Origin of the sequence: Streptomyces caniscabiei (genome assembly GCF_014930365.1) — a bacterium.
Classification (GTDB): domain Bacteria; phylum Actinomycetota; class Actinomycetes; order Streptomycetales; family Streptomycetaceae; genus Streptomyces; species Streptomyces caniscabiei.
In genome coordinates, this window is record NZ_JABXWI010000005.1 from 105,045 (window position 1) to 116,671 (window position 11,627).

Genomic DNA, 11,627 nt, shown 5'->3' on the forward strand with positions numbered 1-11,627 from the left:
ACCGGAACCCGGTCGGCGTCCGTTCACGTGGTGTACACGTGGAGGGCGGCGCGCGGCTGCCCGGCGCGGGGCCGGTCCGCGCACCACCGCTCCTACTGCGGCACGGCGCATCCGTCGGGCCCGCAGACCTCCGCGCCGTCCGAGGCCACGACCTTCAGCGGCGCGGGCCGCTCCCCCCACGCCTGCGTGAGCGCCTTCTCGAAGACCTCCGCGGGCTGGGCCCCGGAGACGCCGTACTTCCGGTCGAGCACGAAGAACGGCACGCCGTTCGCGCCCAGCTCCGCCGCCTCGCGCTCGTCCGCGCGGACGGCGTCCGCGTACGCGTCCGGGTCGGCCAGCACCTTGCGCGCGGCCTCCTCGTCGAGCCCGGCCTCGACGGCCAGCTCGACGAGGTAGTCGTCCGCGTCGACGTACACGGACCGCTCCTCCGCGAAGTTCGCCCGGTAGAAGGCCTGGAGCAGTTCGCTCTGGCGTCCCTGGTCCTTGGCGAAGTGGATCAGGCGGTGCATGTCGAAGGTGCTGCCGTGGTCACGGCCCTCGGCCCGGTAGGCGAGGCCCTCGGCCGCCGCCTGGTCCCGGAGGTTGTGCTCACCGGCCTGGGCCTGCGCGTGGCTCATCCCGTACTTCTTGGTCAGCATGGTGAGCACGGGCTGGACATCGTCCTTGGCGCGGCCCGGGTCGAGCTCGAAGGAGCGGTGCACCACCTCGACACCGTCGCGGTGCGGGAAGGCGGCGAGCGCCTTCTCGAAGCGGGCCTTGCCCACGTAGCACCAGGGGCAGGCGATGTCGCTCCAGATCTCGACGCGCATGGTGTCAGCTCTCTCCAGGTCGCACGGGTACCGAGACGCCCTCCGTCTCCACGATGGATGAACGTTCAAGCAGTGCGTCCCATTCCCCGGTCAGCTGCCGTTGCGTAGATCTTCCGGCCAGTTCGGCCGGAACTCGATCTCGTCGTAGGTGACGACGCACCCCTCGCCCATCGGGGACTGCGTCATGAAGCCGATCAGCGCGGCGCCGCTCTCCCGCTCGCCGGCGAGGGTGAAGAGGCGGACGAAGGTCCACCGCTCGCCGTCGCGGGAGGCGTGGAAGGCGAAGGCGCGGCCGGTGCGGCTGATCCTCAGCCAGACCGAACTGCCCTCGACCGTGAAGGAGTTGGCGTCGTCCGAATGACCGCGGGTGACCACCGTGCAGACGGTCGGCACGTCGGGCGAGTTCTCCAGGCAGAGCTTCGCCCAGGCCCGCTCCCCCACGTGCACGTACAGCACGCCCGCGTCGAACCCGGCGGCGAAGCCGACGGTGACGCGGGCTATCAGCTGGAAGTCCCCCTCCGGCGACCCCAGCAGCCGGGGCGCGTCCGATTTCGGGTCCAGCCCTTCGTCGGTGGGCGGCACGAAACGGTCCTGCCGGGCACCGGCCCACCCGGTGAGCACCCCGTCCTCGTAGGACCAGTGCCCATCGGGGCCGTACGTACGAAGGGGGAAGGGGAGTTCGGGGATCTCGACGTCCATGGGGGGATTCTTGCAGTTCCCCGCGCCCCGAAGAGGGCGCGGGGAACTGCGCGAGCAACCACGACGCACGCGCGGCCCGAAACCGAACCGAACCCCTACGGCGCTCCCCGAAGGGCTATCGCTCCAGAACGCCGTTGAACCGACGGGGCAGCCCCAGCGGATTGGCGTCCTTCAGCTCGGCCGGCAGCAGCCCCTCCGGCGCCCCCTGGTACGCCACCGGCCGCAGCCACCGCTCGATCGCGGTGCCGCCCACCGAGGTGGAGGTGGAGGTCGTCGCCGGGTACGGGCCACCGTGGTGCTGGGCAGCGGCCACGGCCACACCCGTCGGCCAGCCGTTGACGAGGACGCGCCCGGCCAGCGGCGTCAGCTCGGCCAGCAGCTCCGGTCCGCGTCCGCCCTCGGCCGCCTCCTCGCCCGACACGTGCACCGTGGCGGTGAGGTTGCCGGGCAGCCGGGACAGCACCGACTTGGCCTCGTCCTCGTCCGCGTAGCGGGCCACGACGGTGAGCGGGCCGAAGCACTCCTCCAGGAGCAGGTCGTGCTCGCCCTCGACGGCCAGCTTCTCCGCGGGGACGGTCAGGAAACCGGGGCTGACCGTGTGCTCGCCGCCCGCGCCGGCGGTCACCGGCGACTCCACGTCCGGCAGCTCGGCGCGCTCGGCGACACCGGCGAGGAAGTTGTCCCGCATCCGGTGGTCCAGCAGGACGCCGGAGTCGACGTCGCTGACCGCCTCGGTGAGCGACTTCAGCAGGCGGTCACCGGCGTCACCGGCGGGCGCCAGCACCAGGCCGGGCTTCACACAGAACTGACCGACACCGAGGGTCATCGACCCGGCGAGGCCCGTGCCGATGGCCTCGGCGCGCTCCGCTGCGGCGGCCTCGGTGATCAGGACGGGGTTCAGGGAGCCCAGCTCGCCGTGGAACGGGATCGGCACGGGGCGCGCCGCCGCCGCGTCGAAGAGGGCACGGCCGCCGCGCACCGAACCGGTGAAGCCGGCGGCGGTGACCAGCGGGTGCTTGACCAGCTCGACGCCCGCCTCGAAGCCGTGCACGAGGCCGAGGACGCCCTCGGGGAGGCCGTGCTCGGCGGCGGCCCGGCGCAGCACGATCGCGACCAGCTCGGACAGCGCCGGGTGGTCGGGGTGGGCCTTGACGACGACCGGGCAGCCGGCGGCCAGCGCGCTCGCCGTGTCACCGCCGGGGACGGAGAAGGCGAAGGGGAAGTTGGAGGCCGAGTAGACGGCCACCACGCCGAGGGGGACCTTGTAGCGGCGCAGGTCCGGGATGGGCGGGGTGGCGGTGTCGTCGGGGTGGTTGATCACCACGTCGAGGAAGGCGCCCTCGTCGACGATGTCGGCGAAGGCCCGCAGCTGGTAGCAGGTGCGGGCGAGTTCGCCGGTGAGGCGGACCGGGCCGAGCGCGGTCTCGGCGTCGGCGACCTCCACGAGCTGGTCATTGGCCGCCTGGAGCTGGTCGGCGGCGGTGCGCAGGAAGGCCGCGCGGACGGTGCGGTCGGCCAGGGAGCCGCGGGCGGCGTGCGCCGCGCGGACGGCGGCGTCCACCTCCTGGGCTGTGGCCTCCACCGCAACCTGCTCGCGCTGCTTCCCGGTACGGGGGTCGACACTCCAGACTGGTGCTGCTGCCACCGCGGGTTCCTCCACATATTTCTGGATCGATTCCCAGGGGTATATCTGGGTCATTCACCAGCGTCGTTCGATATGCTGAACGCCGTCTCTGATGATGAATATTCTGTCGGAGACTATATCTTCAGCTTCTCGCCGAACGAAGGGGTCACGGGCGATGTCGGCAGTGGAGACGGGCGGCGGGGCACAGGTCAAATCGGCGGTAAGGACCGTTGAGCTGCTCGAATACTTCGCCGGACGCCCCGGTATGCATTCCCTGGCCGCGGTCCAGGAAGCCGTCGGATATCCCAAGTCGAGTCTCTACATGTTGTTGCGCACCCTGGTGGAACTGGGCTGGGTGGAGACCGACGCGACGGGCACGCGGTACGGCATCGGCGTGCGGGCGCTGCTCGTGGGCACGTCCTACATCGACGGCGACGAGGTGGTGGCGCTGGCCCGGCCGACGCTGGACCGGCTGTCGGACGACACCACGGAGACGATCCACCTGGCCCGGCTCGACGGCACCAACGTCGTCTATCTGGCCACCCGCCAGTCGCAGCACTATCTGCGCCCCTTCACCCGCGTCGGCCGCCGGCTGCCCGCGCACTCCACCTCGCTCGGCAAGGCGCTGCTGGCCACCCACACCGACGAGCAGGTCCGCAAGATGCTCCCGGAGACCCTCCCGGCGCTGACGGAGCACACGATCACCGACCGGGAGCGGCTCATCGAGGAGCTGCGCCAGATCCGCGAGCAGGGGTTCTCGGTGGACCGCGAGGAGAACACCCTCGGACTGCGCTGCTTCGGGGTGGCGATCCCCTACCGCACCCCGGCCCGCGACGCGATCAGCTGCTCCGTCCCGGTGGCCCGGCTGACCCCGGCCCACGAACAGCTGGTCAAGGACGCCCTCTTCGATGCCCGCGACCGGCTGACCCTGGCGACCCGCAGACTCTGAACCGGCCTCGTGGCAACCCCGGTTCCATGAAGACCTCATGAGAAAGCCCGGCAAGGGGAACGACTGATCGCATCCCGCTCGTCCTTCCGGGTGCGATGAACAAGACGATCAGGCGCTCCGCCGTCTTCTCCCTGCTGCTCGTGCTCGCCCTGCTGGTCAGGGCGACATGGGTGCAGTTCTACGAGGGCACGGCGCTCGCGGACGACCAGGACAACCGGCGCAACGCGATTCGGACGTACGCCGACCCGCTCGGGAACATCATCGTGGCCGGGGATTCGATCACCGGCTCGGCCCGTACCGAGAGCGGCGACCTCGCGTACAAGCGCACGTACACGGACGGCGAGCTGTACGCGGCGGTCACCGGCTACGCCTCGCAGTCCTACGCGCCCACGCAGCTGGAGGGCATCTACCAGAGCCTGCTCGACGGCACGGACCTGAGGCTGAAGTCCGTGATGGACACGGTCACCGGGCAGCGGGCCGATCCGGGCAATGTGATCACCACGATCGATCCGGCCGTGCAGAAGGCCGCGTTCGACGCGCTGGGCGACAACAAGGGCGCGGCCGTCGCGATCGACCCGAAGACGGGGAAGATCCTCGCGGTGGTGTCGACGCCGTCGTACGACCCGTCCTCGCTCACCGGTGCCAACTCCGCCGGCGAAGCCTGGAAGAAGCTCAACGCGGACCCGGACAAGCCGCTGACCAACCGGGCGCTGCGCCAGCCGCTGCCGCCGGGCTCGACGTTCAAGCTGGTCGTGGCGGCGGCCGCGCTGGAGGACGGGCTGTACGAGTCGGTGGACGAGAAGACCGTCAGCCCGGACCCGTACACGCTGCCGGAGACCGAGACCGAGCTGTCCAACGAGAACCCGAACGCGCCCTGCGAGAACGCCACGATCCGTACGGCGCTGCAGTACTCCTGCAACAACGTCTTCGCGAAGATGGCCTTCGACCTCGGGCAGGACAAGGTGCGGGCGACGGCCGAGAAGTTCGGCTTCAACGACACCTCGCAGGACGTGCCGGTGCGGGCGTACGAGAGTGTCTATCCGTCGGACATGAACAAGTCCTCCACGGCTCTGACGGGCATCGGCCAGTACGACGTCACCGCGACGCCGCTCCAGATGGCGATGGTGTCGGCGGCGATAGCCAACGACGGCAAGCTGGTCTCGCCGCACATGGTGGCGCAGATCACCGACGGCGGCGGTGACGTGCTGGAGGACTACGACGCGGAGGCGGGCACCGAGGAGATCATGAGCTCCGACACGGCCGAGCAGCTCCAGTCGGCGATGCGGACGGTAGTGGAGGACGGCACCGGCACCAACGCGCGGATCAGCGGGGCGACCGTGGGCGGCAAGACCGGTACGGCCCAGCACGGCGAGAACAACAGCAAGACGCCGTACGCCTGGTTCACGTCGTACGCGAAGGCCGACGGCAAGGAGGTCGCCGTCGCGGTCGTCGTCGAGCAGTCGAACGCGGCGCGCTCGGAGGTCAGCGGCAACGGGCTGGCGGCGCCGGTGGCCAAGGCGGTCATGGAGGCCGCGCTGAAGGACTGAAGAACCCCTGGACCACCTGAATGAGAAGGGCCGCCCTCACTCCCCCCGGAGGGCGGCCCTTCGTCCGTCCTACCTGACCCCGAACAGCTGCTGGATCGGGTTGATCGCGAAGTACACCAGGAACAGCGCCGAGGTGGCCCACAGCAGCCAGTGGACCTCCTTCGCCCTGCCGAGGACCGTCTTGATCAGCACGAAGGCGAGAAAGCCGGCGCCGATGCCGTTGGTGATGGAGTAGGTGAACGGCATGACGGCGATGGTGAGGAACGCCGGGATGGCGATGTCGTACCGGTCCCAGTCGATGTTCTTGACCTGGGTCATCAACAGGAAGCCGACGGCGACGAGCGCGGGCGCGGCGGCCTGCATGGGCACGATGGTCAGCAGCGGGGCGAGGAAGAGCGCCCCCGCGAAGAGGCCGCCGGTGATCAGGTTGGAGAACCCGGTGCGGGCGCCCTCGCCGACGCCGGCCGCGGACTCGATGTAGGAGGTCGCGGAGGACGAGGAGGCCGCGCCGCCCGCGACGGCCGCCGCGCCGTCGATGAGCAGGACCCGGCCGAGGTTCGGGACCTTGCCCTCCTCGTCGAGCAGGCCCGCCTCGGCGGTGATGCCGACGACCGTGCCCATGGTGTCGAAGAAGTCCGAGAGCAGCAGGGTGAAGATCAGCAGGACGACCGTGATGACGGTGGTCTCGCCGAACGAGCCGAAGAGGCTGAAGTCGCCGATCAGTCCGAACTCGGGGGCGGCGACGATGTCGTCGGGGACCTTCGGGGTGGTCAGGCCCCAGCTCTTGATGTCGGCCACCGAGTTGATCACGATCGCAACGACCGTCATCGTCAGGATGCTGATGAGGATCGCGCCCTTCACCTTGCGGGCGAGCAGGCCGATGGTCAGCAGGACACCGAGACAGAAGACCAGGATCGGCCAGCCGGACAGGGCGCCGGTCGCACCGAGCTGCACCGGAACCGTGGTGTTCGCGATGTCCGGTATGCGGCTGACGAACCCGGCGTCGACGAAGCCGATGAAGGCGATGAACATGCCGATGCCGACGCTGATCGCCTGCTTCAGCGGCTGCGGCATGGCGTGCATGACGGCCTCGCGCAGGCCGGTGACCACCAGGACGCAGATCAGCAGGCCTTCGAGGACGACCAGGCCCATCGCGTCGGACCAGCTCATCAGCGGGGCTATCTGGAAGGCGACGACCGCGTTGAGACCGAGGCCGGTGGCGAGCGCCAGCGGAAGGTTTCCTCCGACGCCCATGATGATCGTCATCACGGCGGCCACGAGGGCCGTGGCGGTGACGAGTTCGGCGCCGTCGAGGGTGTGGCCGTACTTGTCCTTCGCGCTGCCGAGGATGATGGGATTCAGGACAAGGATGTACGCCATCGTGAAGAACGTGGCGAAGCCGCCGCGTATCTCACGGGCGAAGGTGGACCCCCGGGCGCTGATCTTGAAGAAGCGATCGACGCTGTTCGCCCCGGGTGGCTCGGCTGCGGGCCGGTCGGCCACCTTCTGTGCGTCGGACATGAGCGGTGCTCCTAGTGACATGCGTGGACTACGCGCGGATGCTGGCTGGATTGTGCCCGTGTTGAACCTGGTTCAGGTTTTCCCCGTGTTACGGAATCGGAGTTCTCCCTGCAAGACGGCGTTCGAAGCCGCGCACGAACCCCCTTCACGATCACTGCTACTCTTCCGGATCTCGTCGGGGGTCGACCCCGGACGATCACATGTCATTCACATGACACGCACAGCCAGCCGGCTCGGCTGCTGTGGCCGCAGCGAGAAGAGAGGTCCCCGTGGGCACTGTCGTCGACGACGCAGCCTCCGTGGAGTTCCACGCCTTCTTCGAACGGCACTATGCCGAACTGTCGCGTCTGGCACACCTGTTGACGGGCGAGGCGGACGCCGCCGACGACCTGGCCGCGGACGCGTTGCTCGCCCTGTGGCACCGCTGGGACCGGGTCCGGGCGGCGGACCATCCGGTGGCCTACGCCCGTGGCGTCGTCGCCAATCTGGCCCGCACCCGGATCCGCAGCGCGGTCCGTGAGCGCCGCAGGATCACGCTGTTCTGGTCGCAGCGCGAGGAGAAGACCGAGAATCCCGATGTGCCCGGCGTGGTCGACGTCCAGTCGGCGCTGCGCCGGCTGCCGTTCCGCAAGCGGGCCTGTGTGGTCCTGCGCCATGCCTTCGACCTCTCGGAGAAGGACACGGCGCTCGCCCTCGGCGTCTCGGTCGGTACGGTGAAGAGCCAGACGTCCAAGGGGATGGCCGAGTTGCAGAAACTGCTCGGCACCGAGGACACGCCGCAGCGGATGCACGCGGGCATCGCGGGCGGGGGCGTCACGAAACCGCGCGTGACCCGCGCGGGTGTGACCGGCACCGGAGGAAGGGACCGATGAGGGACGTGCACGAGGAGCTGCGCGCCCGGCTGCGCGAGTCGGCCGAGGCGCACGAGCCCGACCGCGCCCGCATCCTGGCCCGGATCGAGCGTGGTATGGCCACCCCCGACGAGCGCCGGAGCCGCAAGGCGACCAGGCCGCCGCTGTGGGGCTGGGTGCGGGTGGTCACCGCCACCGCCGGGGTCGCGAGCGTGCTCGCGGTCGGCGGGTACGCGGTCGCCTCCGCGGTCAAGGGCGAGGAGACACCGCCGGCCGACCGGACGGTCGTGGTCTCCCCGAGCCCGGTCGACTCCCCCGCCGCGACCAGCCGGGCCCCGGTCCGGCCGGACCGCCCTAGCCCGAGCGCCGGCGGCGAGCAGGAGGACAAGCCCCGTTCGACGCCGTCGAAGAGCCCGTCGCCCAAGGAGACGACGGTGCCGAAGCTGCCCGTCTCGGGCGACGAGGAGGACGGCCCGCTCTGGTCGGACGGCTCGGTCGACCCGCACAGCAACGACTTCTGGGCGCAGAGCAATCTCACCCTGAGGACGAGCGAGCAGCTCACCGAACTGACCGTCCAGCTGACGATCGCCCAGACCGGCGGGGTCTCCTCGGCCGGTGCCTGGCGGTCGCTGCCGGAGCAGGACTTCGACCTCACGGTCGAGGCCGACGACGGGTTCCTGGTCTACACCTGGGTGCTCAAGGACGGACGCACCGTCCCGAAGGGCGAGTTCGTCTTCGCCGGGCAGTACAACCACGAGCGCGGCGGCCGTGACGCGGGGAAGGACCGCTACACGATGACCGCGCGGGCGGGCGGCGAGAACCTCACGGTGGGCGGCGACTTCGAGGGCCACGACGACGAGGACTCCTCGGACGAGGGCGATTCCTGACGGCCGCCCCGCGCGCGGGAGCCGTGGCGAGGATCCCGTGAAAAAGATCCGCGGGTGCGGCAACCCTTTCTCCACCGGTGGCGACCAGGAGGCGCAAGCGTCACCACCAGCGAGGAATCGGGTACATGACCGCACCTGCAGAACAGCGCGTCCGGCACCGCCGTCGGGTCACCCGCCGACGGGCCGTGATCGGCTCGGTGGCCGCCCTCGCCCTCACCGGCGGGGCGCTCGTCACGACGTCGCTGCTGTCCCCCGCCGGCGCCGCCACCACCTGGCCGACGGCCAAGGGCAGCAAGGCCGTCTCCTCGACGATCGAGGTGAAGGGCACCTACGACGGCAGGCTGCGGAAGTTCTTCGGCAGGGGCGCGCTCGGCGACGGCAGTCAAGCCGAGGGGCAGGACCCGATCTTCGAACTGGCGGACGGCGCCGTCCTCAAGAACGTGATCATCGGTGTGCCGGGGGCGGACGGGGTGCACTGCAAGGGCAGCTGCACTCTGAAGAACGTGTGGTGGCTTGATGTCGGCGAGGACGCGGCCAGCTTCAAGGGCACGTCGCCGAAGGCCGTGTACAAGGTCCTCGGCGGCGGCGCGAAGAAGGCCTCGGACAAGGTGTTCCAGTTCAACGGCGCCGGGAAGCTCAGCATCACCGGCTTCCGGGTGCAGGACTCCGGCAAGCTGGTGCGCTCCTGCGGCAACTGCAGGAAGCAGCACAGGCGCACGATCGTGCTGAGCGACATCGACGTGGTCGCACCCCTGAAGGCGATCGTCGGGGTGAACGCCAACTACGGCGACACCGCGACACTCTCGAAGATCCGTATCCACGGCGACCCGAAGAAGAAGGTCAAGACCTGCGTGCGCTTCAAGGGCAACAGCTCGGGCAGGGAGCCGACCCGGACGGGAGTCGGCGCGGACGGAACCACCTGCAAGTTCTCGTCATCTGCCATCACGTACAAGTGAGCCAGGATCCCACATACCCGGAGTACCACCCTTGAGCACCCACAAGAGACGTCTCACCCGTCGACGCGTCCTCGGGGCCGGCGCGCTCGGTGTCGCCGCCACCGGCGCCGCCGTCGCGGGCGGCACCGGCCTGCTCTCCACGGCGTCCGCGGCCGGCTTCGGTCACTCGGACGATGGAAAGAACTTCGTCGTGGACACCGGGGCGAACCTGGTCTTCAAGGTCTCGAAGACCACCGGCGACCTCACCTCGCTGCGCCACCGGGGCAAGGAGTACGAGGGCTACGGCGGCAGGCACTCGCATGTGGAGTCGGGTCTCGGCGCCTCGACCGTCACGATCCGGCAGTCCGGGGCGACGATCCTGATCAGGGCCGTGCACGGCGCGATCACCCAGTGGTACGCGGCCCGCAGCGGCCAGGACAACGTCTACCTGTGGACGAACAAGGCGAACGCCTCCTTCACGGCGACCCGCTTCCTCGTCCGCCTCAAGCCCGGGATGTTCCCCAACGAGGGCCCCGACTCCTGGATCGAGGCCTCCGACAAGGTCATCGAGGCCGGTGACGTCTGGCGGCGCGCGGACGGCACGACCCACTCCAAGCACTACTCGGGCAAGCGGGTGATCGACTACGACCACATCGGCTTCACCACCGGTTCGGTCGGCCTCTGGATGGTCCGCTCCAACCACGAGAAGGCCTCCGGCGGCCCCTTCTACCGCTCGCTGCTGCGCCACTCCAACGACCTCGGCGCGGGCCTCTACGAGATCCTGCACTACAACCAGGCCCAGACCGAGGCGGAACGTTTCGGCCTCCAGGGGCCCTACGTCCTGGCCTTCACCGACGGCGGGGCGCCCGCGCCCTCCCTGGCCCACGACCGGCTGGACACCTCCTGGGTGGACGGCCTCGGCATCACCGGCTGGGTCGGCAAGGCCGGACGCGGCAGGGTGGCCGGCGTGGGGCTCAAGGGCATGGACCCGAAGTACGCCTACACGGTCGGCTTCGCCAACGCCGACGCCCAGTACTGGGCCAGGGCGACGGCCGGCACCGGCGCATTCTCCTGCAAGGGGATGCTGCCGGGGACGTACACGCTGACCGTCTTCAAGGGCGAGCTGGCCGTGCACACCCGGGAGGTGAAGGTGACGGCGGGCGGCTCGACCGCGCTGAACTCCCTCACCCTCACCGGCGATCCCTCCGCCGCGAGGACCGTCTGGCGGCTCGGCGACTGGGACGGGACGCCCGGCGGGTTCAAGAACGCGAAGCTGATGACGTACGCGCATCCGTCCGACGGCCGCGCGGCGAAGTGGACGGGAGACGTCACGCTGGGCGGCGGCGATCCGGCGGCCTCCTTCCCGGCGTACGTCTGGCAGGACGTCAACGACGGTGTCCGGATCCTCTTCAAGCTGACGCCCGCGCAGGCCGCCGCCGCGCACACGCTGCGGATAGGTGTCACGGACGCGTTCGCGGGCGGGCGTCCCCGGGTATCCATCAATGACTGGGTCTCGCCGGTCCCGGCGGCCCCGAAACAGCCGTCCACCCGTTCGCTCACCACGGGTTCGTACCGGGGGAACAACCACACCTTCCTCCACAGCGTCCCTGCCAGTGCGTGGAAGTCGAACACCAGTGAGTACAACGTACTGACCATCGACATCGTCAGTGGTTCGAGCGGCACGGGCTTCCTCAGTCCGGGCACCTCGTTCGACTGCGTGGACCTGCTGGCCTGAGCCCCCCTCGGCCGGCAGCAGGTGCCGACCGGAGCCCCCCTCGGGGTCGGCACGAGAAACGCCCCCCGCC

Annotated in this window: 10 protein-coding genes; 6 read left to right on the forward strand and 4 right to left on the reverse strand. The window is 69.9% G+C overall.

Annotated elements, in window-relative coordinates; translation table 11 throughout:
* Positions 1 to 92: 92 nt before the first annotated feature.
* From HW837_RS15575 to HW837_RS15585, 3 genes are all read right to left on the reverse strand, one after another.
* Positions 93 to 809, reverse strand: coding sequence for a DsbA family oxidoreductase (locus tag HW837_RS15575; RefSeq protein WP_193381616.1), 717 nt, complete (start codon positions 807 to 809; stop codon positions 93 to 95).
* Between the two features lie 90 nt (positions 810 to 899).
* Positions 900 to 1,508: a DUF1349 domain-containing protein gene (locus tag HW837_RS15580; protein ID WP_045560855.1), complete on the reverse strand. Its 609-nt coding sequence runs from the start codon at positions 1,506 to 1,508 to the stop codon at positions 900 to 902.
* Between the two features lie 115 nt (positions 1,509 to 1,623).
* Positions 1,624 to 3,153 (reverse strand): aldehyde dehydrogenase (NADP(+)), encoded by a 1,530-nt coding sequence (locus HW837_RS15585; RefSeq protein ID WP_193381615.1) that lies wholly within the window; start codon positions 3,151 to 3,153, stop codon positions 1,624 to 1,626.
* 154 nt (positions 3,154 to 3,307) lie between these two features.
* On the opposite strand from HW837_RS15585, the gene HW837_RS15590 reads away from it, so the two are divergent.
* Complete coding sequence (locus HW837_RS15590) at positions 3,308 to 4,081, forward strand: IclR family transcriptional regulator (RefSeq protein WP_013004606.1); 774 nt, start codon at positions 3,308 to 3,310, stop codon at positions 4,079 to 4,081.
* A 95-nt stretch (positions 4,082 to 4,176) separates the two neighbouring features.
* Positions 4,177 to 5,628, forward strand: a complete 1,452-nt coding sequence (locus HW837_RS15595; RefSeq protein WP_093788447.1) for a peptidoglycan D,D-transpeptidase FtsI family protein — start codon at positions 4,177 to 4,179, stop codon at positions 5,626 to 5,628.
* Positions 5,629 to 5,697: 69 nt separating this feature from the next.
* Here HW837_RS15595 and HW837_RS15600 read toward each other — a convergent pair whose 3' ends face one another.
* Complete coding sequence (locus HW837_RS15600; RefSeq protein WP_193381614.1) at positions 5,698 to 7,149, reverse strand: NCS2 family permease; 1,452 nt, start codon at positions 7,147 to 7,149, stop codon at positions 5,698 to 5,700.
* A 269-nt stretch (positions 7,150 to 7,418) separates the two neighbouring features.
* On the opposite strand from HW837_RS15600, the gene HW837_RS15605 reads away from it, so the two are divergent.
* The 4 genes from HW837_RS15605 (at position 7,419) to HW837_RS15620 (ending at position 11,557) form a co-directional block, all read left to right on the forward strand.
* Positions 7,419 to 8,021, forward strand: coding sequence for a SigE family RNA polymerase sigma factor (locus HW837_RS15605; RefSeq protein WP_045560859.1), 603 nt, complete (start codon positions 7,419 to 7,421; stop codon positions 8,019 to 8,021).
* Positions 8,018 to 8,887, forward strand: a complete 870-nt coding sequence (locus HW837_RS15610) for a hypothetical protein (protein WP_045560860.1) — start codon at positions 8,018 to 8,020, stop codon at positions 8,885 to 8,887. Before HW837_RS15605 ends, HW837_RS15610 begins: the two co-directional genes overlap by 4 nt.
* A gap of 125 nt (positions 8,888 to 9,012) precedes the next feature.
* On the forward strand, positions 9,013 to 9,843 hold the full coding sequence (locus tag HW837_RS15615) for a pectate lyase (RefSeq protein WP_093788445.1): 831 nt from the start codon (positions 9,013 to 9,015) through the stop codon (positions 9,841 to 9,843).
* A gap of 31 nt (positions 9,844 to 9,874) precedes the next feature.
* Positions 9,875 to 11,557, forward strand: a complete 1,683-nt coding sequence (locus tag HW837_RS15620) for a rhamnogalacturonan lyase B N-terminal domain-containing protein (RefSeq protein ID WP_045560862.1) — start codon at positions 9,875 to 9,877, stop codon at positions 11,555 to 11,557.
* The last annotated feature ends 70 nt before the right edge of the window (positions 11,558 to 11,627 follow it).

What these genes read in the sequence shown, in the direction of transcription:
- HW837_RS15580 (WP_045560855.1), bottom strand. Translation starts at nt 1,508, where the DNA reads ATGGACGTCGAGATCCCCGAACTCCCCTTCCCCCTTCGTACGTACGGC.
- HW837_RS15600 (WP_193381614.1), bottom strand. Translation starts at nt 7,149, where the DNA reads ATGTCCGACGCACAGAAGGTGGCCGACCGGCCCGCAGCCGAGCCACCC.
- HW837_RS15575 (WP_193381616.1), bottom strand. Translation starts at nt 809, where the DNA reads ATGCGCGTCGAGATCTGGAGCGACATCGCCTGCCCCTGGTGCTACGTG.
- HW837_RS15610 (WP_045560860.1), top strand. Translation starts at nt 8,018, where the DNA reads ATGAGGGACGTGCACGAGGAGCTGCGCGCCCGGCTGCGCGAGTCGGCC.
- HW837_RS15590 (WP_013004606.1), top strand. Translation starts at nt 3,308, where the DNA reads ATGTCGGCAGTGGAGACGGGCGGCGGGGCACAGGTCAAATCGGCGGTA.
- HW837_RS15595 (WP_093788447.1), top strand. Translation starts at nt 4,177, where the DNA reads ATGAACAAGACGATCAGGCGCTCCGCCGTCTTCTCCCTGCTGCTCGTG.
- HW837_RS15615 (WP_093788445.1), top strand. Translation starts at nt 9,013, where the DNA reads ATGACCGCACCTGCAGAACAGCGCGTCCGGCACCGCCGTCGGGTCACC.